Origin of the sequence: Salmonella sp. WC3 (assembly GCF_042932255.1) — a bacterium.
Lineage (GTDB): Bacteria > Pseudomonadota > Gammaproteobacteria > Enterobacterales > Enterobacteriaceae > Salmonella > Salmonella enterica.
The window spans coordinates 1,446,789-1,471,008 of sequence record NZ_CP170629.1 but is presented as its reverse complement, the minus strand read 5'-3'; the positions used below and the strand labels follow the sequence as shown (position 1 = coordinate 1,471,008).

The following is a 24,220-nucleotide window of genomic DNA, read 5'->3' as shown; positions in this document are numbered from 1 at the left end:
GGAATGCATCACGCTACCCCGCTTATCACCACCATTGTCGGCGGCCTTGTGCTCGCTTTTATTCTCGGCATGATTGCCAACAAATTGCGTATTTCTCCACTGGTGGGATATCTGTTAGCGGGCGTTCTGGCGGGACCTTTTACCCCGGGTTTTGTTGCGGATACCAAACTGGCGCCGGAGCTGGCGGAGCTCGGCGTGATTCTATTGATGTTCGGCGTCGGGCTGCATTTTTCGCTGAAGGATTTGATGGCGGTAAAGTCTATCGCCATTCCCGGCGCTGTCGCTCAGATAGCGGTGGCGACGCTGCTGGGTATGGCGCTTTCCGCCGTGCTGGGATGGTCATTAATGACCGGCATCGTTTTTGGGCTCTGTCTGTCTACCGCCAGTACCGTCGTCCTGCTGCGCGCGCTTGAGGAGCGGCAACTCCTTGATAGCCAGCGCGGACAAATCGCCATCGGCTGGCTGATTGTCGAAGATCTGGTGATGGTGCTGACGCTGGTCTTGCTGCCCGCCGTTGCCGGCATGGTGGAAAAAGGCGATGTCGGCATAGCCTCGCTGGCAGTCGATATGGGGATAACCATTGGTAAAGTGGTGGCGTTTATCGCCATCATGATGCTGGTCGGACGCCGTCTGGTACCGTGGATTATGGCCCGCAGCGCCGCCACCGGCTCGCGCGAATTATTTACCCTTTCCGTACTGGCGCTGGCGTTAGGCATTGCGTTTGGCGCGGTAGAACTGTTTGACGTCTCTTTTGCGCTGGGCGCGTTCTTCGCTGGAATGGTACTTAATGAGTCGGAACTGAGTCACCGGGCGGCGCACGATACGTTGCCGCTGCGCGACGCCTTTGCCGTCCTGTTTTTTGTTTCCGTCGGCATGTTGTTCGATCCGTTAGTCTTGATTCAACAGCCGCTGGCGGTGTTGGCGACGCTTGCCATTATCGTCTTTGGTAAATCGATCGCTGCGTTTTTCCTGGTGCGTATGTTCGGCCACTCGCCGCGAACCGCGCTGACCATTGCCGCCAGCCTGGCGCAAATCGGCGAGTTCGCCTTTATTCTCGCCGGACTCGGCATGGCGCTCAACCTGCTGCCGCAAGCGGGACAGAACCTGGTGCTGGCAGGCGCTATTTTGTCGATTATGCTTAATCCCGTACTGTTTACCCTGCTGGAGAAGTATCTGGCGAAAACCGAAACGCTGGAAGAGCAAACTCTGGAAGAGGCTATCGAAGAAGAGAAGCAAATTCCGGTGGATATCTGTAATCATGCCCTGCTGGTGGGTTTTGGCCGCGTAGGCAGTCTGCTGGGAGAAAAATTACTGGCGGCGGGGATTCCGCTGGTGGTTATCGAAACGTCCCGTACCCGCGTGGATGAACTGCGCGAACGCGGGATTCGCGCCGTGCTGGGCAACGCCGCTAACGAAGAAATTATGAATCTGGCGCATCTGGACTGCGCCCGCTGGCTGTTGTTGACCATCCCCAACGGGTACGAAGCCGGCGAGATTGTCGCCTCAGCGCGGGAAAAAAGCCCTGATATCGAGATAATCGCCCGCGCGCACTATGATGATGAAGTGAAATATATTACCGAGCGGGGAGCCAATCAGGTAGTGATGGGCGAGCGAGAAATTGCCCGGGCGATGCTGGAACTGCTTGAAACGCCGCCCGCAGGTGAAGTCGTCGCCAGTTAAGGGTTTGCCGGACGACAACAAACGTCTTATCCGGCATGGAATGTCCCACTTTACGTAGACCGGGCTATCAGGCAATCAACGCCGGACGGCCCGATGCGCGCAGCGCCATCGGGCAAGCCAGATTAGCGATCCCAGTACGACTCTTCCAGGCTGTCCTCACGCTCCGGCAGCCCACGTGTCAGACGCGGAGAATGCTGGTTCAGTACCTGATAACTGACACGGTTAGCATATTTACACACCTGCGCCAGCGACGAATAGGTCAGCCAGGTGAATTTGTGCTTACTGGAGTTCGGTACGTTGCTACGATGGTAACTGTTCGCCGTAATATCGTGCAGCAGCGCCGCCAGCGCGCCATCGCCCGCGCCGTTGGTGTTCATGATTTTTTCCGGCCCGCCCATATACGGCGCAATATGCGAATAAACGCGCAGCGGATTAGTACAATCTTTATGGCGCATTGCCCGGCTAAATTCATACTGGTTAAATTCAGCAATAGCCCCCGGCAGCAGAGGATGCTGGGTTTTACGTTTTGCTTCCTCTTCGGTGAAGCCTGCCATATATAACCCTATCGGCCCGGCGGTGCATAACACCAGGTCGACCCAGTCCAGCGCCTTATCCGCCGCCAGCAGCGGGTCGTTTTCGCCGGTCAGCGCTTCCGCTTCTTCTTCATTCATTGCCAGAATCGAGACATTCTCTTTGAGAAACGCCTGCCACCACTGCGGATTATCGGCGATCACAAATTTGGTGCCCAGCGTCATGACAACCGGCACGTTATGCTTTTTCGCGTATTCGATCGCTTTCATCGTCGCGTCAGGCATCGGTTCGCCAGGCTTACAGCGCACCAGATATGAGGTCAACACCAGCGCGGAAGCGCCAGCGATCACCGCTTCCGGAATACTTTCCGCCCGTAGCTGATTCATATGGCCGGGGCTGATAGCGAAGGTACGCTCGCCGGATTCGCCAATCAGCGTGAAACAGCGGCCAATCGGGCCATCTACCGCTTGCAGATAATTCAGGTCGGTACGGCTGGAAGTATTACACAGGTAGCGATAAGCGTAGCTGCCAATCTCAATGTTGCTGCACATCACGCCCAGTAACACCGAACGGTCATCCGCCAGTACCGAGTAATTATGCATCGTATTGCCTATGGTGCCGCCAGCAAACTGATGGGTGATCAGATTTTCCCGCGTCAGTTCCTGATACAGCTTCTCCGCCACCTCGTCTTCTATCACCAGAGAATGCCCGGCGCTTAATCCATAGCGTGTAATAAAATCGTCATCCACTTTCGCCTCAATATCCACCAACGTCTGGTCGATACCGACGACCCAGGAGGCATTGGTTTCCTGTTCTGGCTGAATTTGTTGCAACAACGGGTCACGCGCATTGACGGGAAAATAGTGTTTGGATTTACGTTTACCGGGAAATTTCATGATTGTGCTTACGGATGAATAACGGAGCGCTGCATGGTAGCACATTCCCCCTGCTGCGCGCGACGGACGATGGCGTTTCAATATCGGACGACGAGATCGCAGTTTCTCCAGCCGCGTTTTTTACAATGGTTCACTTTCACAAGGAGCGTTTTATGAAGCCGGAAAATAAAATTCCCGTACTCACCCGACTATCTGACGAAATGACAGCCGTCGTAAACTTCCAGCAACCAGGCCTTCCCCCCTGGCCTGCCGATGGCGATATTGAGACCCAGCGTCAGTATTATCTTCTTGAGCGCCGTTTCTGGAATGCCGACGCGCCGTCCATGACCACCCGCACCTGCGCCGTCCCTACTCCTTATGGCGATGTAACACCCCGGCTCTACTCGCCGCAGCCGACCAGTCAGGCCACCTTATACTATCTGCACGGCGGCGGATTTATCCTCGGTAACCTGGATACGCATGACCGGATAATGCGTCTGCTGGCGCGTTATACCGGCTGCACCGTGATCGGTATTGATTATTCGCTGTCGCCGCAAGCGCGTTATCCGCAGGCCATTGAAGAAACCGTCGCGGTATGCAGCTACTTCTCTCAACATGCCGATGAATACTCGCTCAACGTGGAGAAAATCGGTTTCGCCGGGGATTCCGCAGGCGCCATGCTGGCGCTTGCCAGCGCGCTCTGGCTACGTGATAAGCACATTCGCTGCGGTAACGTTATCGCAATTCTGTTGTGGTATGGGTTGTATGGGTTGCAGGACTCGGTAAGCCGCCGTCTGTTCGGCGGCGCGTGGGACGGCCTGACGCGTGAAGATCTGGACATGTACGAAAAGGCCTATCTGCGTAACGATGAAGATCGGGAATCGCCCTGGTATTGTCTGTTTAATAACGATCTCACGCGCGATGTGCCGCCCTGCTTTATTGCCAGCGCGGAGTTTGATCCGCTCATTGATGACAGCCGCTTGCTGCACCAGACATTACAGGCGCACCAGCAGCCCTGCGAATACAAAATGTATCCCGGCACGCTGCACGCCTTTCTGCACTATTCGCGAATGATGACAATCGCCGACGATGCCTTGCAGGACGGCGCACGCTTCTTTATGGCGAGGATGAAGACGCCGCGTTAACGGTACGGCGCCGTGAGTTTCAGCATCATATCAATATGTTCCGGCGTCGCGTTCAGCGCCGGAATGTACGCATATTTTTTACCGCCCGCTTCAAGGAAAATCTCGCGGTTCTGTTCCGCTATCTCTTCCAGCGTCTCCAGACAATCCGCGGCAAATCCCGGACACATGACCTGAATATGGCCAGTCCCCTTTTCACCCAACATTTTTAGCGTTTCATCGGTGTACGGCGTCAGCCACGGTTCACGGCCAAAGCGCGACTGGAACGTCATCATTACCTTTTCCGGCGGCAGTCCCAATGCGGAAACCAGTTCGCGCGTGGTATCGCGACAGCGCTGCGGATAGTCATCGCCTTCATCCGCATAACGTTGTGGAATGCCGTGATAGGAGAGCAGAAGCACATCGGGCTCGCCGTGCCTGGCGAACGACTCACGCGCGCTTTTCGCCAGCGCATCGATATAAGCGCCGTCATCCGCGTAATCGCGAATAAATGAGATACCGGGAATACGACGTTTACGCGCCAGTATCCGCCCCAGTTCGTCCCAGACTGCGCCCACCGTTGAGCAAGAGTATTGCGGGTACAACGGCAGCACGACGATATGGTCGACGTCGCTTGCTAACAGTTCATCGACAGCGCTTTCCAGCGAGGGCGAGCCGTAGCTCATCCCCAGCGCGACGGGCGTGTCTGGCAACCGCGCGGCCAGCGCCTGTTGCTGTTCGCGGCTATATACCATGAGCGGCGAACCGCCATCCATCCAGATAGATTGATAAAGTTTCGCGACGCGCGGCGAACGCAGCGGTAAAATAACGCCACGCAGCAGCGGCCACCACAGCAGACGAGGAGTATCCACCACGCGTCTGTCGCTTAAAAATTGTTTCAGGTAGCGCTTTACCGCTTCGGGAGTTGGGGCATCTGGCGTGCCAAGGTTAGCCAGCAGGATACCGGTTTTCGTCTGACGCATTGCCGCCTCTTATCTATTCAAATTGTTGATAATTGTAGCGGAAAAGTGATAAAGAAGAACTAATTGCTGCGAGAGGTAAGACGAGAATTCGCCGAATGGCGCTAACGATACCAGCAGGCCGAATAAGGCGTTCAGGCCGCCATCCGGCACCGATTGCCTGATGGCGCTACGCTTATCAGGCTTGCGGGATAATGGCAGGCCTGATAAGCGGTTCACTACGCGAAAAAATTAACCGAGGATTTTTTCCAGCGCTGCGCGCACGTCGGCAACGGCCTGCGTACCGTCAACTTTAGCGTATTTGGTGTTGCCCGCTTCCGCTTCTTTCTGGTAGTAGCCAATCAGCGGCGCGGTCATCTGATGATATTCCACCAGACGTTTGCGAACGGTCTCTTCCTGATCGTCTTTACGGGTCGTCAGATCTTCACCGGTGACGTCATCTTTGCCTTCTACTTTCGGCGGATTAAACTTAACGTGGTAAACGCGGCCAGAGGCGGCGTGCACGCGACGACCCACAATACGGTCAACGATCAGTTCGTCCGGTACGTCGAATTCCAGCACGTAATCCACGACAATACCCGCTTCTTTCATCGCGTCAGCCTGCGGGATCGTGCGCGGAAAACCGTCCAGCAGAAAACCGTTACGGCAGTCTTCCTGGGCGATACGCTCTTTAACCAGCGCAATCACCAGTTCATCGGTCACCAGTTTACCGGCGTCCATGATATCTTTCGCCTGTTTGCCCAACTCGGAGCCTGATTTCACTGCGGCGCGCAGCATATCGCCAGTGGAGATTTGCGGAATACCATATTTCTCCATGATGAACTGAGCCTGAGTTCCTTTACCCGCGCCCGGAGCGCCAAGCAGAATAATACGCATTACGAAAATCCCCTCAAAGGTTGTCGATATTTTTTAAAAAGCGCTAAACGATACCACCATCACGCATTTCGCTCAAGGAAGCCGCCTGATGCTGAAACGGTTAACGAAGAGAAATCCAGAAAAAAGAAGGTATTATAAAAAATGCCGGATGGCGCTGGCGCTTATCCGGCCTACAAACAGTACTCGCCCGTAGGCCGGATAAGATGCTTCGCGTCGCCATCCGGCAATCAGATGAGCGTTATCAGGACACCAGCAACTGGTTCATACGGCGGATAAACTGGTTCGGATCTTCCAGCGTACCGCGTTCAGCGAACAGCGCCTGATCCAGCAGCAGCTCGACCCACTCTTTAAACTGCGCTTCATCCTCGGTATCGGCAGTGCGTTTAACCAGCACATGATCCGGGTTGAGCTCAAAGATGTATTTCACTTCCGGCACGGACTGACCGGCCGCGGCGAACAGTTTCGCCATCTGGGTGCTCATTTCATCCGCATCGGTGGTGACAATCGCCGGCGTATCGGTTAAACGGTGCGTCAGACGCACCTCTTTCACGCGATCGCCCAGCAGGGTTTTGACACGCTCCACGAACGGCTCAAGCGCCTTTTCCGCTTCTTTCGCGTTTTCGTCGACTTCATCCGCCAGTTTTTCGATGGACTCATCGGCTTTAGCGACCGACTGGAATGCTTTACCGTCAAACTCGGTCAGGTAGTTCATCATCCACTCATCGATGCGATCGGAGAGCAGCAGCACTTCGATGCCTTTCTTACGCAGCAGCTCCAGGTGCGGGCTGTTTTTCGCCGCCGCATAGCTGTCTGCGGTGATGTAGTAGATTTTTTCCTGCCCTTCTTTCATCCGGGAGACGTAATCTTCCAGCGACACGGTCTGGGCGGAAGAGTCGGTATGGGTGGAGGCAAAGCGCAACAGTTTAGCGATCGCTTCCTGGTTGGCGTGATCTTCCGCCGGACCTTCTTTCAGCACCAGACCGAACTGTTTCCAGAAAGTTTGGTATTTTTCCGCGTCGTCTTTCGCCAGTTTTTCCAGCATTTGCAGGACGCGTTTGGTCAGAGCGCTACGCAGATTACGCGTTACCGTGCTGTCCTGCAGGATTTCACGGGAGACGTTCAACGGCAGGTCATTAGAATCAATCAGGCCGCGCACGAAACGCAGATAGTTCGGCATGAACTGCTCGGCATCGTCCATAATGAACACGCGCTGTACGTACAACTTCAGACCATGTTTGTGATCGCGGTTCCACAGATCCCACGGTGCCTGCGACGGGATATACAGCAGGCTGGTGTACTCCTGCTTACCTTCCACGCGGTTGTGGCTCCAGGTCAGCGGATCGGTGAAATCATGCGCGATGTGCTTGTAAAACTCGTTGTACTCGTCGTCTTTAATTTCCGACTTGTTGCGGGTCCACAACGCCTGAGCCTTGTTGATTTTCTCCCAGGAAATCACGGTTTCGCCGTCTTTTTCTTCCCGTTTTTCAATCTCTACCGGCAATGCGATGTGATCGGAATATTTACTGATAATCGAGCGTACGCGCCAGTCATCGAGGAATTCATCTTCGCCTTCACGCAGGTGTAAGGTGATTTCCGTACCACGGTCATTTTTGGTGATATCGGCAACGGTGTATTCGCCTTCGCCTGCCGATTCCCAGAACACGCCATTTTCCGGCTTGTCGCCTGCCGCACGGGTACGAACGGTCACTTTATCGGCCACAATAAACGCGGAGTAGAAGCCTACGCCAAACTGACCGATGAGCTGGCTATCTTTCGCCTGATCGGACCCCATTGATTCGAGGAAAGATTTGGTGCCGGACTTGGCAATGGTGCCTAAGTGGTCAATCACCTCATCACGATTCATCCCCACGCCGTTATCGGCAATGGTCAACGTACGCTTATCTTTATCGAAAGAGACGCGCACACGCAGCTCGCCATCTCCTTCATACAGGTCCGGGTTTGACAGAGCGCGGAAACGCAGCTTGTCCGCCGCATCTGAGGCGTTAGAGATGAGTTCACGCAGGAAGATTTCTTTATTGGAATAAAGAGAATGGATCATCAGGTGCAGAAGTTGTTTAACTTCTGACTGAAAACCACGCGTTTCTTGTCCTTTCATGTGGATAGACCTCAACAATGCCATTTTTAATGGTAAAAATACGTTGAGGGTGAGATGGGGACAAGCGGGTGTGATTTCAAGCGGAGGCCGCGAATGCCGCCTCCGTTTGTTCAGAAAATAATCTTATGGCGTCCCGCCAGCGAGTGGGACAGCGTAGTACCGTCGACCATCTCCAGTTCGCCGCCAACCGGCACGCCGTGGGCGATACGACTGGCTTCGACGCCGGCCTCCGCGCACAGCTCGGCAATATAGTTCGCGGTAGCCTCCCCTTCAACCGTCGGGTTGGTCGCGAGGATCAGCTCGCTGATTTTTTCTGACGCCAGCCGCTGTTCCAGACGATCGAGACCGATATCATCCGGCCCGATGCCGTCCAGCGGCGACAGGTGGCCCATCAGCACGAAATACCGCCCGGAAAATTGCCCGGTCTGCTCAATGGCGTAGATATCCGCAGGACTCTCCACCACGCAAATCTGGCCGTTTTCCTGACGCCGCGGGTTCGAGCAAATATTACAGACATCCTGCTCGGTAAAGGTGCGGCAGTCGGCGCAGTGGCCGATTTCCGACATCGCCCGGGTCAGCGCCTGCGCCAGGCGCATTCCGCCGCTGCGATCGCGCTGCAACAGGGTAAACGCCATCCGCTGCGCCGACTTAGGGCCGACGCCCGGAAGGCAGCGCAACGCTTCCATAAGCTGAGTTAACAGCGGACTGGTTTGCATCAGAATGGCATCTTAAAGCCTGGCGGCAGTTGCATACCGGAAGAGACGGAAGCCATCTTCTCTTTTTGCGTCTCTTCAATGCGGCGCGCCGCATCGTTAAAGGCCGCAGCGACCAGATCTTCCAGCATCTCTTTGTCATCTTCCAGCAGGCTTGGGTCAATTTCCACGCGGCGGCAGTTATGCGCGCCGTTGATGGTAACCTTCACCAGACCCGCGCCGGATTCGCCGGTCACTTCCAGCTGCGCAATCTCTTCCTGCATTTTCTGCATTTTTTCCTGCATCTGCTGGGCCTGCTTCATCAGATTGCCCAGACCGCCTTTTCCAAACATAAGCTCTCTCTCTTGATGGTTCACAATCGCAAGCCGGGCTTACGATCAAATGGGGCGGATACTCTCTTCATCCAGCTCGGCGTCGAAGAATCGACGCAGCGTCTGAATGTTATTATCCGCAATAATTGACTCACGCGCTTGCGCGAGTTTCTCTTCATAAATGGCCTGACGCCATTCCAGCGGCGTACGCACCGCGGGATTATCATCTTCAACGATGGTCAGTTCAACCGTCGTTCCCGTCAAATCGCTGAGCGCTTGCGCCAGCTTTTGCTGCGCGCCGCTGGAATTGAGGTGCCGCTGCGTCGAGCGCAGATGCAGACAAACCGCGTTGCCGTTCTGCTCCTTCCAGGCATTGAGCGCCACCTGCTCCACCAGCTTAGGCAAAGAAAGCTGGCTTACCTGCGCCGCCCACGGATCGCGCTCAATCGCCTCCGCCGCCAGTTTAGCCGCCAGCTCCGGCGTTTTTTCATGCTCCAGAGCTTTCTTAAGCGCTTTTGGCGTAGCCACCACTTCTTTGGTTTGTACTACCGGCGTGGTGGCCTTCCAGCGATAAGCCTCTTTCTTTACTGGCGCCGTTTCCAGCGCAGACGGCGCCGGGCGCGCCTGTACGCGCTCCGAAACCGAGGCCAGCCGCTCCAGCGCAGAGTTATTCACCGGCCGCGCGCGGGATGCGGCTGCCGGTTCACTCTTTTTTGTTTTGGTTACTCCCTGCGCGCGCTGTAGCTGATTGCGCGCCGCCAGCACCTGACTGGTAGATGCCGGCAGCGGCGCTGGCGATGTCTGCGGCGCGGGCGCCGACGGCTGCTGCACCTGCGGCGGCGTCATTACCGCCGTTGGGGCCACGGGCGCAAAAGACTGCCGCGGCGTTTCAGGCTCCGGCAAGGGCATACGCGGGTGAAACGCCAGTGCACGCAGTAACGTCATTTCAACGCCCATCCGCCGGTCCGGCGCCCAGGGCAATTCTTTGCGACCAATCAACAACGTCTGATAATAGAGCTGAAGATCGCCGGGAGGCACCGTCCGGGCAAGTTCGCGCATCCGTTGCTCGATAGCCGCCATATCGCTGCCTAACGCGGCAGGCGAAAGTTGCACCATCGCAATACGGTGCAGCAGGCTAAGCATTTCGACCAGCAGCGCTTCCCATTCAATACCGCGCGCCGCCGCCTCGTTGATAAGCGACATGACGCGTTCGCCGTTAGCGTCAACCACCGCCTCGACTAATGACAAAGCCTGGTCGTCGTCCAGCGTACCGAGCATGGCGCTTACCGCCTGCGTCGAAACCTGCCCGTCGCCGCTGGCGATCGCCTGGTCAGTCAGACTTAATGCATCGCGCAGGCTGCCGTCAGCCGCACGCGATAACAACTGCAACGCGCGGGGTTCGTGAGCGATATGTTCCTCATTGAGAATATGCTCAAGCTGATGGCGAATCTGTTCAACATCCAGCGCTTTGAGATGAAACTGTAGGCAGCGCGACAAAATGGTCACCGGCAGCTTCTGCGGATCGGTGGTCGCCAGTAAAAATTTCACATGCGCTGGCGGCTCTTCAAGCGTTTTAAGTAGCGCATTAAAGCTGTGGCGCGACAGCATGTGGACTTCATCGATCAGATAGACTTTAAAGCGACCGCGCGCAGGCGCGTACTGGACGTTATCCAGCAGGTCGCGGGTGTCTTCGACTTTGGTACGCGATGCGGCGTCAATCTCAATGAGATCGACAAAACGCCCCTGCTCAATTTCCCGACAGTTATCGCAAACGCCGCACGGCGTCGCGGTAATACCGGTTTCGCAGTTCAGCCCCTTCGCCAGCAGTCGGGCGATAGAGGTTTTACCGACGCCGCGCGTGCCGGAAAAAAGATATGCGTGATGAATGCGCCCTAACGACAAGCCGTTCGCCAGTGCGGTCAGCACATGTTCCTGGCCGACGACGTCAGCAAAGGTTTGTGGGCGCCATTTTCTGGCTAAGACCTGATAACTCATTGGCAGGCTCTGAAACGCTGGAAGGTGGATTCATAGAAGGGTAATGCTAACACAACCTCGCCGATACAGCGAGGTTGTCTCTCTGGCTAAAATAGCAGTGCGGATAGCCTGAATCAATGCCCAGGAAACGGCACCAGGCTATAACAGGTAATCCCCTGCTTTTCCAGACGCTGCTCGCCGCCCAGATCGAACAAATTAATGATGAACGCCGCATCGGTGACTTTCCCGCCCAGACGACGGATCAGCTTCACGGTCGCCTCAATGGTGCCGCCAGTCGCCAGCAGATCGTCCACGACCAGCACGTTGTCGCCAGGTTTAATCGCGTCGACATGGATTTCCAGCTGATCGGTGCCGTACTCTAATTCATAGGTCTCGGCAATAGTTTCACGCGGTAATTTGCGCGGTTTACGTACCGGAACAAAACCAACGCCCAGCCCAAGCGCAACCGGCGCGCCAAACAGGAAGCCACGCGCTTCGGTGCCGACCACTTTGGTGATACCCGCATTTTTATAACGCTCAACCAACAGTTCAATACTGAGCGCGTAGGCTTTCGGGTCTTCCAGTAAGCTGGTGACATCACGGAAAAGAATGCCCGGTTTCGGGTAATCTTGAATGCTTTTGATGCTGTTTTTGAGAAACTCAAGCTGCTGTGCAGTCGCGGTCATGGATATATGCCTGCTAAGTACGGTGTTACTCACGGCGCAATACTTTTCAGTCAGGGGTAACGCTCGGTTACTCTTTGACCGCCTGCGCCTGTGCTCGAAAACGGTCGAATTTACTGGCTGTGAACGACAATTGCAACAGCGATTCGTGTGCTTCAGCGCTTTTGTTGCTTTTCATCAATCACCGGTATCCGCCACATAAAAATCAGCAGACAGGCCAAAATAACCAACAGCAGCACCCGCACCCACATCATATTCACCAGCCACAGCGAGATACCAAAGGTCAGCAATATCAACGCGATCGCTCGCGGTTTCGCTCCCGGCGGCATGGCCCGATAGCGCTGCCAGTGGCGCAGATAACCGCCAAACCATGAGCGGTATAACAACCAGGCATGGAAACGCGGCGACGAGCGGGCGAAACACCAGGCCGCCAGTAAAATGAACGGCGTAGTCGGCAACAGGGGCAAAACCACGCCCAATGTCCCTAATACTACCGCCAGCCAGCCAATGATGATTAAAATAGTACGTTGCATAATGCGAATCGTTATCAAACAGAAGGCTACTGTAGCACAGCCTGTCTTATTTTCATCGGGGTGTTGAATTGAAAACCGCTATGCTGTTACAGACGCTGGAAGAGAGGCTGGCGACGCTACGCCAACGCTGCGCGCCGCTGGCGCAACATGCGACGTTAAGCGCGCGCTTTGACCGACATCTTTTCCGTACCCGCAGTACTCTGTTGCAGGGATATCTGGAAGAGGCTGACGCCAATCTCGCCGCGTTGCGTCAGGCGGTAAAACATGAGCAACTGCCGCAAGTCGCCTGGCTGGCGGAACATCTGGCTTCGCAACTGGAGGCGATATCGCGTGAAACCGCCACCTGGTCGCTACGCCAGTGGGACGCCGCCGCGCCAGGGCTTGGCCGTTGGCAGCGCAGACGAATACAGCATCAGGAGTTTGAACGTCGACTACTGGCGATGACACAGGAGCGCAAAATTCGTCTGGCGCAGGCGACCGGCCTTGTCGAACAACAAACGCTGCAAAAGGAAGTCGAGATCTATGAAGGACGGCTGGCGCGCTGCCGACATGCGCTGGAGAAAATAGAAAACGTACTGGCGCGTTTAACCCGTTAATCCTGGAGAAAGTATGTCGCTTGAAAATGCCCCTGATGAAGTCAAACTGGCCGTGGATTTAATTGTGCTGCTTGAAGAGAATCGCTTACCGGCACGAACGGTGCTACGCGCGCTGGAAATAGTTATGCGAGATTACGAAAACAAGTTAAAAAGTACGGAGGACGACTCGCAAACAGAGTAATTGCCCTCTGGTTTGTCCTCGTTGTCGCTGACAGAGTGGTCGCTACAGTCAGGCAACAAGGGATGGGTCATGGAACGTCTACCCACCACGCCGCACGATGCGGTATTTCGACAAATGCTGATGCAAAAAGAGGTCGCCCGCGACTTTCTGGCTCTCCACATGCCAGAAGACTTTCTTGCAATCTGCGATCTGGATTCACTGAAGCTGGAGTCGGGGAGTTTTGTTGAAGACAATTTACGCAGCCGCTATTCAGATATTCTCTACTCTCTGCATACCCAACACGGCCCCGGGTATGTTTACGCGCTCATTGAACATCAGAGCAAATCAGACCGGCTGATGGCTTTTCGCCTGATGCGTTACGCCATTGCCGCCATGCAGCGTCATCTGGATGCCGGCCATGATACCTTGCCGCTGGTGGTACCAATCCTCTTTTATCACGGTCCGGAAAGCCCGTGGCCCTATAGCCTTAACTGGCATAATATGTTTGTGAAACCGGATATGGCGAAGGCCTTATACCCAAAATAATTCGAGTTGCTTAAAGGCGGCAAGGGAGTGAGTCCCCAGGAGCATAGATAACTATGTGACTGGGGTGAGCGAGCGTAGCCAACACATAAGCAACTTGAAGTATGAAGGGTATATACAGTCATGAATTTGCGCTGGTCTACCTGACGACAATGCCGGATAATCAGCTTTTGCAGCATCGGCGGATAGCGATGTTAGAGCTCCTGTAAAAACATATTCGTCAACGCGATTTAAGCGAACTGCTCGACCCCCTTATCACGCTTTTAACGCAGGATCATTTGACGGACACGCAGCTCAGTGTACTGATCAACTATATGTTGAAAGCAGGAAACGCCGCAGAACCCGGGGCGCTAATTCGTCAACTGGCGCAGGGCGCGCCGCAGTATAAGGAACAACTGATGACAATAGCGGAATGGCTGGAAGAAAAAGGCCGAACGGAAGGGTTGCAAAAAGGCCTTGAGCAAGGGTTAGCACAAGGCCGTGAGGCCGAAGCGCGCGCTATTGCCCGCAAAATGCTTGCCAACGGGCTGAAACCTGGGCTCATCGCCAGCGTCACCGGCATTACGCCGGAAGAGCTTTCTACGCTTTCGCATTAGCGGCGCCGCGCGCACTCATAAAGCGCGCAGCCCACCGCCTTTTAGCTTGCCGCCGGCGCCAGATCGCCGCCGTTGAGATCGCGCTTCACTTCAGTGACTTCGTCGCCCTTCGCGTTATGCAGATGCACCTCAAGCTGGTTAAAGGCGATATTGATATCATTTTCACGGCACAATCGATCGATCGCGCGGTTCAGTTCATCCACCGTATGGCTACGATCGCGCAATTCACGCACATACAGACGCAGTTCATGATCCAGAGTGCTGGCGCCAAAGGTGGTGAAGAATACGGCAGGTTCCGGATCGTGCATCACCTTCGGATGCTCCATCGCCGCCTGTAGCAGGACTCTTTTCACTTTCTCCAGATCCGAGCCATAGGCCACGCCAAGCCGGATCACCAGACGAGTCGTGGTATCGGACAGGGACCAGTTAATCAGCCGCTCCGTTACGAACGCTTTGTTCGGAATGATCACTTCTTTACGATCAAAATCGGTAATAGTGGTGGCGCGAATACGAATCTTACTGACCGTGCCGGAGTAGGTGCCGATCGTTACCGTATCGCCAATGCGTACCGGACGTTCGAAGAGGATGATTAAACCCGAGACAAAGTTACCGAAGATCTCCTGTAGCCCAAAACCGAGACCTACCGACAACGCCGCCGCCAGCCACTGGAGTTTATCCCACGAGACGCCGAGCGATCCGAATACTGTCATCGCGCCAACAGCGATAATGACGTAGTTAAGGATCGTGGTGATCGCATACGAAGCCCCCTGGCGCATATTCAGGCGTGAAAGCACCAGCACTTCCAGCAGGCCGGGTAAGTTGCGGATGAGCGCCCAGGCCACCATCGCGGCAATAATGGCAAATAGCAAGCTGCCCATCGTCACGCTTTTCACCACCGCAGCGCCAGCTTCGGAGCCGTTGTAGTGCCACAGCGTGATGCTATCAAGATAGCTGAATACGGTGATCAAATCGGACCAAATCGCCCAGAACATAACGCCAAACAGGGCAAGCATTAGCAGCATCGTGATACGTAATGTTTGCTGGTTAATCTGCTCCAGCGCGATGGTGGGTTCTTCCTGTGGCTCCGCCCCTTCCGCTCCCTCTTTTACTAGGTTCTGACGACGAGCCAGCGCGCGTCGCCAGGCAATCCGGCGCGCTGCTACACTTAACCCGCGCAGCACCGTTTGATAAAGCAGGTTCCAGATAATGACCAGATAGACGGTTTCAATCCAGCGCCCCGCCAGGCGCAGGGTGGTATAGAAATAGCCGGTCGCCGTTAATACCATTAACGCCACCGGAATAATGGAAAGAATCGTCACGGTCACCAGTCGAATGCCGTGAGATTCTTTATCGCGCCAGCTTTCCCGGCACAGTGGCCACACCAGCAATGTTATGACCAGCAGATTGAGGAAAATAACCGCCTGCCCCAGCACGTCATCCATCAGATTCAGCGGCGACAACTCCGCCACCACAGACCAAAAGTGCAGCGGCAGCAATGCGAGGCTAATGCGTACAATCTGGCGACGCCAGTGGCTGGTCAACTGCGCCGGCATACCAAAATGGCGTATCGCCACGCCCTCTTTTTCCAGCACCTTCCAGCACAGCCCAAAGACCAGCCAGAACATCGCGAGCTTTTTACTAAAGGCCCAGAGCAGATCGCTGATATTTAGCTGCATGGTCAGCAGGATCAGTCCAAGCGCGAGGATAATCAGGCACACCGGCAGCGCGCGGATCAGATCGATCAGAATAGCTTTTGGCGTATTGAGCTGACTATCGTTACGCAGCGATCCCACGGCGGCGGCCAGCTTCTGTTGATACGCTTTTAACCATTTCAGACGCCAGCGGATTAAACCGGCGATGAGCAAGAGCGGCAACCCGGCCAAAAAAGCAATAAATACCGCGGGCCAGGCTTTTTGCCAGTTCACCGTGATTTTCATGGCGCTGAATTGCTCTTTTAACGTTTGGGGGAACGCTTTAAGCCAGTCCCAGTCCATAGGGCGGTTACTGTTCACCCAAAAAATCTGCTGCGTCAGAATGGCTTTCAGATTTTTCGAGACGCTCATCAGCTGCTGCTGGTTAACTTGCAGGTTAATCGCCATCATCAGCTGGTTACCCAACTGTTTATTTAGCTGATCCAATAGCTCACGGCGCATCTCCACCACCTGAAGCAACGCATCATGAACTTCATCATTCACCTCGCTGGTATGCCCCTCCTCCAGCTTGTCGACAAAGGCATCGCTTTGGAATAAGGCATCACGCTGCTGGTTGATTTCAAACTGCTCCAGACGCAAATCCGCAATGCGGTTGGTCATATCTTCGAGTTCGTCGGCGGAGGGCAGAGTTTGCTGCTGTTGATAAAGAATACGCGACAGCAACAGGCTGCCTTTTAAGACGGCAATCTGTTCTTTGATATTTCTTTCCGACTGCAGCGCGCGATCGAGCCAGTTTTTTACTTTAATGTTTTGCTGCATCAACATATTGCCGTTTTCGGTCGCGACAATCAGACGCTGGCTGAGTTGATGGTTAATATCCAGTTCCTGTTTTACCAGCGGGTTCGCCTGGATACGCGCCGTTTCGTCCGGCGAAATGGCCTCCTGGGCCGTTTTTTCCGTTAGCGTAAGTCGTTTACTGTTGACCGCCTCTTGTAAAAGTTGAAGCTGATGTTCAAGGCGATTACTGTTGGCCGTCACGTAATCCCGCTGTTTTTGCAGGGTGTCCTGCAAAACGGTATTTCCTTCAAGACTCTTGCGTTGCTGGTCGATCTGCGCATTAAGCAGCGCCTGTTGTGCCTGTAATAACACCTGTTGGCTGGGGCGAAGCGCAGCTTCGCCGACGTTATTGCCGTCAAGACGGTTACGGATTTGCTGTATTTGCTGTGAGGCGGTATACATGGCGTTTTGCACGCGCTCAGGCTGGGTCTGTAGCGAAACAAGCTGGCTGTTATAAGCGGCAAGATCGTTTTGCGAATTTTGCAAATCATCCAGTACCTGCGCCACGCGCAGCTCAAGCTGACGTAGCGAAAGCGCACTCAGCGTTTTTCGCATTTCATCATCATTATCGACATCGCTCAGCGCATTCAACGCAGCCGTCGCCTGACGCATTTTTTCAGGCGCCTGCGCCACCTTCTGCCGTAGCTGTACGGTCTCCTCTTTCACCCGCTCGATTTTCTCCAGCGTAGCTAACGTATCAATAAGGTCTTGCTGGACGAGCTTATCCTGGGCGGAGAGATCTTTTTGCTTATTCAGCGTATCCAGCTGGTTTTGCACATCCGCTTTTGACGGCAGGTCGCCATTCGTTTGCCCCCGGGCAAACGCCAGAGACTGACAGGACAGCAGGATAATAAGGACGCTAATTGTAATAAAAACAAAATGCTGTGAACGTTTATAAAGCTGCAACATAGTCATGAGAATGAAGTGTCTGAACCGGCAAGCAGACCGGAAATAATTGAGTCGCAAGAATATCACGCCTGTAACAAACAGAATAGCGACACAGAAAATGTCCAGGAGTTTTCCTGGAATATTATCAGGGGGAGCCGTTGACCGTCGACGCGCGCAGCGTCGGACACAATTGATACATCTCCAGCAGGATCGTGACGTAGGCGCGAGCTTCTTTTTTTAAATCAAACGATTGCGGAGCAAATAACCAGTTTTCCATGAGCCCTGAAATAAAGCTGCGCATCAGTATCGCCGCACGACGAGTCAGCAGATTTTCAGGCAGCATTTTAGCATTAATACAACGTTTTAACGTTTGTTCAATCCGATCGTAACTTTCCAGACAAAGGCTACGTTGCGCCTGTTGAACCACAACCATTTCTCCGACAAACTCACATTTATGGAATATAATCTCCATCAATAAGCGGCGTCGTTCTTCTGTTACAGTAGCTTCAAGAATATGAACTAAAATTTCTCTTAATACAGATAGTGGATCGTCGGGGAATTTTGCCTGATACTCAATCTCAAGCTCACCAATATTGGATTCTGATAGCTCCCAGATCTCACTGAATAAATCCGACTTATTTTTGAAATGCCAATAGATTGCGCCGCGCGTCACGCCAGCAGCGTTCGCAATCTCCGCCAGCGAGGTTGCTGATACGCCTTGCTGCGAGAACAAACGCAGGGCCACATCCAGGATGTGTTGTCGTGTCTCCAGCGCTTGTTGTTTGGTTTTTCGTGCCATATGTCGGTGAATTTACAGGCGTTAGATTTACATACATTTATGGATGTATGTACCATAGCACGACGATAATATAAACGCAGCAATGGGTTTAAGGACCTTTGACCATTGACCAATTTGAAATCGGACACTCGAGGTTTACATATGAACAAAAACAGAGGGTTAACGCCTCTGGCGGTCGTTCTGATGCTCTCAGGCAGCTTAGCGCTAACAGGATGTGACGACAAACAGGACCAGCAAGGCGGCCAGCAGATGCCAGAAGTTGGAGTTGTCACACTAAAAACGGAACCACTGCAAATCACAACTGAACTTCCGGGTCGTACCGTTGCTTACCGTATCGCCGAAGTTCGCCCACAGGTAAGCGGCATTATCCTGAAGCGTAATTTCGTTGAGGGAAGTGATATCGAAGCGGGAGTCTCTCTCTATCAGATTGATCCTGCGACCTACCAGGCGACTTACGACAGCGCTAAGGGCGATCTGGCAAAAGCGCAGGCCGCCGCGAATATCGCTGAACTGACGGTGAAGCGTTATCAAAAGCTGCTGGGTACGCAGTACATCAGTAAGCAGGAATACGATCAGGCGCTGGCTGATGCGCAACAAGCGACTGCCGCCGTTGTCGCAGCAAAAGCCGCCGTTGAAACCGCACGTATCAACCTGGCGTATACCAAAGTCACCTCACCGATTAGCGGTCGTATTGGTAAGTCGTCCGTAACGGAAGGCGCGCTGGTACAGAACGGTCAGGCGTCGGCGCTGGCGACAGTGCAGCAGCTAGACCCTATTTATGTCGATGTGACCCAGTCCAGCAATGACTTCCTGCGCCTGAAGCAGGAGCTGGCAAATGGTTCGCTGAAACAGGAAAACGGCAAAGCGAAGGTCGACCTGGTGACCAGCGACGGTATCAAATTCCCGCAGTCCGGTACGCTTGAGTTCTCCGACGTGACCGTTGACCAAACCACCGGGTCTATTACTTTGCGCGCCATCTTCCCTAACCCGGCTCACACCTTATTGCCAGGAATGTTCGTTCGCGCACGTCTGCAGGAAGGGACAAAACCGACGGCATTACTGGTTCCACAACAGGGCGTTACCCGTACTCCACGCGGCGATGCCACGGTGCTGGTGGTTGGCGCTGATAACAAAGTGGAAACCCGCCAAATCGTCGCAAGCCAGGCGATCGGCGATAAGTGGCTGGTGACTGACGGGTTGAAAGCGGGCGACCGCGTAGTCGTCAGCGGGCTGCAAAAAGTACGTCCTGGCGCACAGGTTAAAGTGCAGGAAATTACCGCGGATAACAAACAGCAAGCCGCAAGCGGTGATCAACCTGCTCAGCCCAGGTCTTAACTTAAACAGGAGCCGTTAAGACATGCCTAATTTCTTTATCGATCGCCCTATATTTGCGTGGGTGATCGCCATCATCATCATGTTGGCAGGGGGGCTCGCGATCCTCAAATTGCCGGTAGCGCAATATCCGACGATTGCGCCACCAGCAGTGACGATCTCCGCAACCTACCCTGGCGCTGATGCGAAAACGGTACAGGATACCGTCACGCAGGTTATCGAACAGAATATGAACGGTATCGATAACCTGATGTATATGTCCTCCAACAGTGACTCCACGGGGACCGTGCAGATCACGCTGACCTTTGAATCCGGCACCGATGCGGACATCGCGCAGGTTCAGGTTCAAAACAAGTTGCAACTGGCAATGCCGTTACTTCCCCAGGAAGTACAGCAACAGGGCGTGAGCGTTGAGAAGTCCTCAAGTAGCTTCCTGATGGTAGTGGGCGTCATTAACACCGACGGCACCATGACCCAGGAGGATATTTCGGATTACGTTGCCGCCAATATGAAAGATCCGATCAGCCGTACCTCTGGGGTGGGCGACGTCCAGCTGTTTGGTTCGCAGTATGCGATGCGTATCTGGATGAATCCGACAGAGCTGACCAAATACCAACTGACGCCGGTCGACGTGATTAACGCGATCAAAGCGCAGAACGCCCAGGTCGCGGCAGGTCAGCTCGGTGGTACGCCGCCGGTAAAAGGCCAGCAGCTTAACGCATCGATTATTGCCCAAACGCGTCTGACCTCAACGGATGAGTTTGGCAAAATCCTGCTGAAAGTGAATCAGGATGGCTCTCAGGTTCGTCTGCGGGATGTAGCGAAAATTGAGCTTGGCGGCGAGAACTACGACGTCATCGCGAAATTTAACGGTCAGCCAGCGTCAGGTCTTGGCATCAAACTGGCTACCGGCGCCAACGCGCTGGATACCGCTACCGCTATTCGCGCCGAACTGAAAAAAATGGAACCGTTCTTCCCGCCAGGGATGAAAATCGTCTACCCGTATGACACCACGCCGTTCGTGAAGATCTCTATTCATGAAGTGGTAAAAACGCTGGTCGAAGCGATTATCCTCGTGTTCCTGGTGATGTACCTGTTCCTGCAGAACTTCCGCGCGACGTTGATTCCGACTATTGCGGTTCCGGTGGTGTTGTTGGGAACCTTTGCCGTGCTTGCGGCATTCGGTTTCTCGATAAACACGCTGACGATGTTCGGGATGGTGCTCGCCATCGGCTTGCTGGTGGATGACGCCATCGTGGTGGTCGAGAACGTCGAACGTGTTATGACGGAAGAAGGCCTTCCGCCGAAGGAAGCGACGCGCAAATCCATGGGCCAGATTCAGGGCGCATTGGTGGGTATCGCGATGGTACTGTCGGCGGTATTTATTCCGATGGCCTTCTTTGGCGGCTCAACCGGGGCAATTTATCGTCAGTTCTCTATCACCATCGTATCGGCGATGGCGCTGTCGGTGCTGGTCGCGCTGATCCTGACGCCTGCGCTGTGCGCGACGATGCTCAAACCCGTCGCCAAAGGCGATCATGGCGAAGGGAAAAAAGGCTTTTTCGGCTGGTTTAACCGCCTGTTCGATAAGAGCACGCATCACTACACCGATAGCGTAGGCAATATTCTGCGCAGCACCGGGCGTTATCTGCTGCTCTATCTCATTATCGTCGTCGGTATGGCTTATCTGTTCGTTCGTCTGCCAAGCTCTTTCTTGCCGGATGAAGACCAGGGTGTATTCCTGACAATGGTCCAGCTCCCCGCCGGCGCGACGCAAGAGCGCACGCAAAAAGTGCTGGATGAGGTCACGGATTACTATCTGAACAAAGAGAAAGCCAACGTTGAATCGGTATTCGCCGTCAACGGCTTCGGTTTTGCAGGGCGCGGTCAGAATACCGGTATTGCATTCGTGTCGTTGAAAGACTGGGCCGATCGTCCAGGCGAAAAAAACAAGGTTGAAGCGATTACCCAGCGGGCAACCGCAGCGTTTTCACAAATTAAAGATGCGATGGTCTTCGCCTTTAACCTGCCGGCGATTGTTGAACTGGGCACCGCAACCGGCTTTGACTTCGAGTTGATTGACCAGGCGGGACTTGGTCATGAAAAACTCACCCAGGCACGTAATCAGTTGTTCGGCGAGGTGGCGAAATATCCTGATCTGCTGGTCGGCGTTCGACCTAACGGTCTGGAAGATACGCCGCAGTTTAAAATCGATATCGACCAGGAAAAAGCTCAGGCGCTGGGCGTGTCTATTAGCGACATTAATACCACGCTGGGCGCAGCATGGGGCGGCAGCTATGTAAACGACTTTATCGATCGCGGTCGTGTGAAGAAAGTTTACGTGATGTCCGAAGCGAAATACCGCATGTTGCCGGATGATATTAACGACTGGTACGTTCGTGGTAGCGATGGTCAGATGGTGCCGTTCTCCGCATTCTCCTCTTCCCGCTGGGAATATGGTTCGCCGCGTCTGGAACGCTATAACGGTCTGCCTTCGATGGAAATTCTGGGTCAGGCGGCGCCAAGCAAGAGTACTGGTGAAGCGATGGCGATGATGGAGGAACTGGCCAGCAAGCTGCCGTCAGGCATTGGATATGACTGGACCGGGATGTCCTACCAGGAGCGGTTGTCCGGCAACCAGGCCCCTGCTCTGTATGCTATCTCGCTGATCGTCGTCTTCCTGTGTCTGGCGGCATTGTATGAGAGCTGGTCTATCCCGTTCTCCGTAATGCTGGTTGTTCCGCTTGGGGTTATCGGCGCGCTGCTGGCTGCGACCTTCCGCGGACTGACTAACGACGTTTACTTCCAGGTGGGCCTGCTCACAACCATTGGGTTGTCGGCGAAGAACGCGATACTTATCGTCGAATTCGCCAAAGACTTAATGGATAAAGAAGGGAAAGGTCTGGTAGAAGCGACGCTGGAGGCCGTCCGGATGCGTTTGCGCCCGATTCTGATGACCTCGTTAGCGTTCATGCTGGGGGTTATGCCGCTGGTTATCAGTTCCGGCGCGGGTTCCGGCGCGCAGAATGCGGTAGGTACTGGCGTACTGGGCGGGATGGTAACGGCAACCGTACTGGCTATTTTCTTCGTACCAGTCTTCTTCGTGGTGGTACGCCGCCGCTTTAGCCGTAAAAGCGAAGATATTGAGCATAGTCATTCGACAGAACATCGCTGATTTGCTCACTGTTGATAAGGCCGCGCAAGCGGCCTTTTTTACGCAAAAATCATAAAATACGCTTATTGTTAGATTGATTATTTTTTGCCATATTAATAAAAGGTATAATCCTTACTGCGTTAAAGGCTTTTCTTAGGAAAGTTGGCCATTTCTTAATTCAGCCATTAATTAAGAAATATTAAGAATATTCCTGGCTATTTTCTCCTATCAGAGTCTATTGTTTTAGCCTGAAAAGCTAAAAAACGTTAACCCAATGATTATACGAGCAATAAAACTGGTTCCTTTTTAGGCGACCGACGTTCACTGTTAAAATTCGAAAAAGTATGGCGACACACGGCTTTCACGCAATTGTAATTTTTAGTAATATGACGATGAAAAGTTTTTTAGAGTAGATTATAGTTAAATCATAAGGTGACGTGGGAAGTACCAGGTTAGTTAGTTGTATCCATCCCGAAGGTGTTCGGTTAGTTTAAGCCACTAAAAAGGGGATGCATTATGGACGAATACTCACCCAAAAGACATGATATAGCACAGCTTAAATTTCTTTGCGAAACTCTGTATCATGACTGTCTTGCAAACCTTGAAGAAAGCAACCATGGCTGGGTTAATGACCCGACCTCAGCAGTCAACCTGCAGCTCAATGAGCTGATAGAGCATATTGCAACTTTCGCGCTTAATTATAAAATTAAGTACAATGAAGACAATAAATTGATTGCGCAGATAGATGAATACCTGGACGACACCTTTATGTTGTTCAGCAGCTATGGTATTAATACGCAGGATTTGCAAAAATGGCGTAAATCGGGCAACCGCCTGTTCCGTTGTTTCGTCAACGCCACCAGGGCTAATCCTGTTAGTTTGTCTTGTTAAAAATTATTACAATCATAGGTAGAATTTATGTCTGATAAACCATTAACTAAAACTGATTATTTGATGCGTTTACGGCGCTGTCAGACAATTGACACTCTGGAGCGCGTCATTGAGAAAAATAAATATGAGTTGTCCGACAATGAGCTGGCTGTATTTTACTCAGCTGCGGATCACCGTCTTGCAGAATTGACGATGAACAAACTCTACGACAAGATCCCCTCTTCAGTATGGAAATTCATTCGTTAATCACGCTACATTACTTTTTAGAGAACACGCAGGTGTTATCTGCCTCCTCGTTCAGGCTAATAACACAACGGGCTATTATAGAACAGTGATATAGATCACATACCAATAGCAGGGAACGTTCCCTCTAATACTT

Annotated in this window: 19 protein-coding genes, 2 pseudogenes and 1 other annotated feature; of the genes and pseudogenes, 10 read left to right on the top strand and 11 right to left on the bottom strand. The window is 53.5% G+C overall.

What is annotated here, in order from left to right; genetic code table 11:
- Positions 1–3 precede the first annotated feature (3 nt).
- A complete protein-coding gene (gene ybaL / locus ACFK9X_RS06890; protein WP_000546202.1) occupies positions 4–1,680 on the top strand; it encodes a YbaL family putative K(+) efflux transporter in 1,677 nt (558 codons plus the stop codon).
- Positions 1,681–1,802: 122 nt separating this feature from the next.
- Here the strand turns inward: ybaL and gsk are convergent, their stop codons facing one another.
- The gene (gene gsk, locus ACFK9X_RS06885; protein WP_000671593.1) at positions 1,803–3,107 is read right to left on the bottom strand and encodes an inosine/guanosine kinase; all 1,305 of its coding nucleotides are present in this window, start codon (positions 3,105–3,107) and stop codon (positions 1,803–1,805) included.
- Positions 3,108–3,259: 152 nt separating this feature from the next.
- Here gsk and aes point away from each other — a divergent pair, with 152 nt between their 5' ends.
- Positions 3,260–4,231 (top strand): acetyl esterase, encoded by a 972-nt coding sequence (aes, locus tag ACFK9X_RS06880; protein ID WP_151115947.1) that lies wholly within the window; start codon positions 3,260–3,262, stop codon positions 4,229–4,231.
- Here the strand turns inward: aes and hemH are convergent.
- From hemH to ACFK9X_RS06840, 8 genes are all read right to left on the bottom strand, one after another.
- Complete coding sequence (gene hemH, locus ACFK9X_RS06875; protein ID WP_001250078.1) at positions 4,228–5,190, bottom strand: ferrochelatase; 963 nt, start codon at positions 5,188–5,190, stop codon at positions 4,228–4,230. The genes aes and hemH overlap by 4 nt on opposite strands.
- Before the next feature lie 228 nt (positions 5,191–5,418).
- A complete protein-coding gene (gene adk, locus ACFK9X_RS06870; RefSeq protein WP_001220237.1) occupies positions 5,419–6,063 on the bottom strand; it encodes an adenylate kinase in 645 nt (214 codons plus the stop codon).
- A 241-nt stretch (positions 6,064–6,304) separates the two neighbouring features.
- Complete coding sequence (htpG, locus tag ACFK9X_RS06865) at positions 6,305–8,179, bottom strand: molecular chaperone HtpG (protein ID WP_001523272.1); 1,875 nt, start codon at positions 8,177–8,179, stop codon at positions 6,305–6,307.
- Positions 8,180–8,289: 110 nt separating this feature from the next.
- The gene (gene recR / locus ACFK9X_RS06860) at positions 8,290–8,895 is read right to left on the bottom strand and encodes a recombination mediator RecR (protein ID WP_001195023.1); all 606 of its coding nucleotides are present in this window, start codon (positions 8,893–8,895) and stop codon (positions 8,290–8,292) included.
- Complete coding sequence (locus ACFK9X_RS06855; RefSeq protein ID WP_000467098.1) at positions 8,895–9,224, bottom strand: YbaB/EbfC family nucleoid-associated protein; 330 nt, start codon at positions 9,222–9,224, stop codon at positions 8,895–8,897. The genes recR and ACFK9X_RS06855 overlap by 1 nt, the downstream gene beginning before the upstream one ends.
- A gap of 45 nt (positions 9,225–9,269) precedes the next feature.
- Positions 9,270–11,198, bottom strand: coding sequence for a DNA polymerase III subunit gamma/tau (gene dnaX, locus ACFK9X_RS06850; protein WP_000121967.1), 1,929 nt, complete (start codon positions 11,196–11,198; stop codon positions 9,270–9,272).
- Positions 9,873–9,937: a sequence feature (DnaX frameshifting element), on the bottom strand. (Overlaps the previous gene by 65 nt.)
- A gap of 113 nt (positions 11,199–11,311) precedes the next feature.
- On the bottom strand, positions 11,312–11,863 hold the full coding sequence (gene apt, locus ACFK9X_RS06845; protein WP_000127350.1) for an adenine phosphoribosyltransferase: 552 nt from the start codon (positions 11,861–11,863) through the stop codon (positions 11,312–11,314).
- A 152-nt stretch (positions 11,864–12,015) separates the two neighbouring features.
- Positions 12,016–12,393: a DUF454 family protein gene (locus ACFK9X_RS06840; protein ID WP_001189860.1), complete on the bottom strand. Its 378-nt coding sequence runs from the start codon at positions 12,391–12,393 to the stop codon at positions 12,016–12,018.
- A gap of 68 nt (positions 12,394–12,461) precedes the next feature.
- On the opposite strand from ACFK9X_RS06840, the gene priC reads away from it, so the two are divergent.
- From priC to ACFK9X_RS06820, 4 genes and pseudogenes are all read left to right on the top strand, one after another.
- Positions 12,462–12,989, top strand: a complete 528-nt coding sequence (gene priC, locus ACFK9X_RS06835) for a primosomal replication protein N'' (RefSeq protein WP_011233110.1) — start codon at positions 12,462–12,464, stop codon at positions 12,987–12,989.
- 13 nt (positions 12,990–13,002) lie between these two features.
- Positions 13,003–13,170: a pleiotropic regulatory protein RsmS gene (gene rsmS / locus ACFK9X_RS06830; RefSeq protein WP_000051161.1), complete on the top strand. Its 168-nt coding sequence runs from the start codon at positions 13,003–13,005 to the stop codon at positions 13,168–13,170.
- Between the two features lie 69 nt (positions 13,171–13,239).
- Positions 13,240–13,683, top strand: a pseudogene (locus tag ACFK9X_RS06825) (Rpn family recombination-promoting nuclease/putative transposase); the annotation flags it as partial.
- 125 nt (positions 13,684–13,808) lie between these two features.
- Positions 13,809–14,288 (top strand): annotated as a pseudogene (locus ACFK9X_RS06820) (Rpn family recombination-promoting nuclease/putative transposase); the annotation flags it as partial.
- Between the two features lie 41 nt (positions 14,289–14,329).
- On the opposite strand, the gene mscK reads toward ACFK9X_RS06820, so the two are convergent.
- Both mscK and acrR read right to left on the bottom strand, forming a co-directional pair.
- Complete coding sequence (gene mscK / locus ACFK9X_RS06815; RefSeq protein WP_000178248.1) at positions 14,330–17,692, bottom strand: mechanosensitive channel MscK; 3,363 nt, start codon at positions 17,690–17,692, stop codon at positions 14,330–14,332.
- Positions 17,693–17,810: 118 nt separating this feature from the next.
- Positions 17,811–18,464: a multidrug efflux transporter transcriptional repressor AcrR gene (gene acrR / locus ACFK9X_RS06810; protein WP_151115944.1), complete on the bottom strand. Its 654-nt coding sequence runs from the start codon at positions 18,462–18,464 to the stop codon at positions 17,811–17,813.
- Positions 18,465–18,605: 141 nt separating this feature from the next.
- Here acrR and acrA point away from each other — a divergent pair, with 141 nt between their 5' ends.
- The 4 genes from acrA (at position 18,606) to ACFK9X_RS06790 (ending at position 24,087) form a co-directional block, all read left to right on the top strand.
- Positions 18,606–19,799 carry a multidrug efflux RND transporter periplasmic adaptor subunit AcrA gene (gene acrA / locus ACFK9X_RS06805; protein WP_151115942.1) on the top strand — a complete coding sequence of 398 codons (1,194 nt, stop codon included), beginning with the start codon at positions 18,606–18,608 and terminating at the stop codon, positions 19,797–19,799.
- Positions 19,800–19,821: 22 nt separating this feature from the next.
- Positions 19,822–22,971, top strand: a complete 3,150-nt coding sequence (gene acrB, locus ACFK9X_RS06800) for an efflux RND transporter permease AcrB (protein WP_151115940.1) — start codon at positions 19,822–19,824, stop codon at positions 22,969–22,971.
- Positions 22,972–23,466: 495 nt separating this feature from the next.
- Positions 23,467–23,841, top strand: coding sequence for an Hha toxicity modulator TomB (tomB, locus tag ACFK9X_RS06795; protein ID WP_000344807.1), 375 nt, complete (start codon positions 23,467–23,469; stop codon positions 23,839–23,841).
- Positions 23,842–23,868: 27 nt separating this feature from the next.
- Positions 23,869–24,087 carry an HHA domain-containing protein gene (locus tag ACFK9X_RS06790; protein ID WP_001280991.1) on the top strand — a complete coding sequence of 73 codons (219 nt, stop codon included), beginning with the start codon at positions 23,869–23,871 and terminating at the stop codon, positions 24,085–24,087.
- The last annotated feature ends 133 nt before the right edge of the window (positions 24,088–24,220 follow it).

Bases quoted from the DNA above. Each gene is read 5' to 3' on its own strand.
- ybaL (WP_000546202.1), top strand. From the start codon at position 4: ATGCATCACGCTACCCCGCTTATCACCACCATTGTCGGCGGCCTTGTG.
- gsk (WP_000671593.1), bottom strand. From the start codon at position 3,107: ATGAAATTTCCCGGTAAACGTAAATCCAAACACTATTTTCCCGTCAAT.
- aes (WP_151115947.1), top strand. From the start codon at position 3,260: ATGAAGCCGGAAAATAAAATTCCCGTACTCACCCGACTATCTGACGAA.
- hemH (WP_001250078.1), bottom strand. From the start codon at position 5,190: ATGCGTCAGACGAAAACCGGTATCCTGCTGGCTAACCTTGGCACGCCA.
- adk (WP_001220237.1), bottom strand. From the start codon at position 6,063: ATGCGTATTATTCTGCTTGGCGCTCCGGGCGCGGGTAAAGGAACTCAG.
- htpG (WP_001523272.1), bottom strand. From the start codon at position 8,179: ATGAAAGGACAAGAAACGCGTGGTTTTCAGTCAGAAGTTAAACAACTT.
- recR (WP_001195023.1), bottom strand. From the start codon at position 8,895: ATGCAAACCAGTCCGCTGTTAACTCAGCTTATGGAAGCGTTGCGCTGC.
- ACFK9X_RS06855 (WP_000467098.1), bottom strand. From the start codon at position 9,224: ATGTTTGGAAAAGGCGGTCTGGGCAATCTGATGAAGCAGGCCCAGCAG.
- dnaX (WP_000121967.1), bottom strand. From the start codon at position 11,198: ATGAGTTATCAGGTCTTAGCCAGAAAATGGCGCCCACAAACCTTTGCT.
- apt (WP_000127350.1), bottom strand. From the start codon at position 11,863: ATGACCGCGACTGCACAGCAGCTTGAGTTTCTCAAAAACAGCATCAAA.
- ACFK9X_RS06840 (WP_001189860.1), bottom strand. From the start codon at position 12,393: ATGCAACGTACTATTTTAATCATCATTGGCTGGCTGGCGGTAGTATTA.
- rsmS (WP_000051161.1), top strand. From the start codon at position 13,003: ATGTCGCTTGAAAATGCCCCTGATGAAGTCAAACTGGCCGTGGATTTA.
- mscK (WP_000178248.1), bottom strand. From the start codon at position 17,692: ATGACTATGTTGCAGCTTTATAAACGTTCACAGCATTTTGTTTTTATT.
- acrR (WP_151115944.1), bottom strand. From the start codon at position 18,464: ATGGCACGAAAAACCAAACAACAAGCGCTGGAGACACGACAACACATC.
- acrA (WP_151115942.1), top strand. From the start codon at position 18,606: ATGAACAAAAACAGAGGGTTAACGCCTCTGGCGGTCGTTCTGATGCTC.
- acrB (WP_151115940.1), top strand. From the start codon at position 19,822: ATGCCTAATTTCTTTATCGATCGCCCTATATTTGCGTGGGTGATCGCC.
- tomB (WP_000344807.1), top strand. From the start codon at position 23,467: ATGGACGAATACTCACCCAAAAGACATGATATAGCACAGCTTAAATTT.
- ACFK9X_RS06790 (WP_001280991.1), top strand. From the start codon at position 23,869: ATGTCTGATAAACCATTAACTAAAACTGATTATTTGATGCGTTTACGG.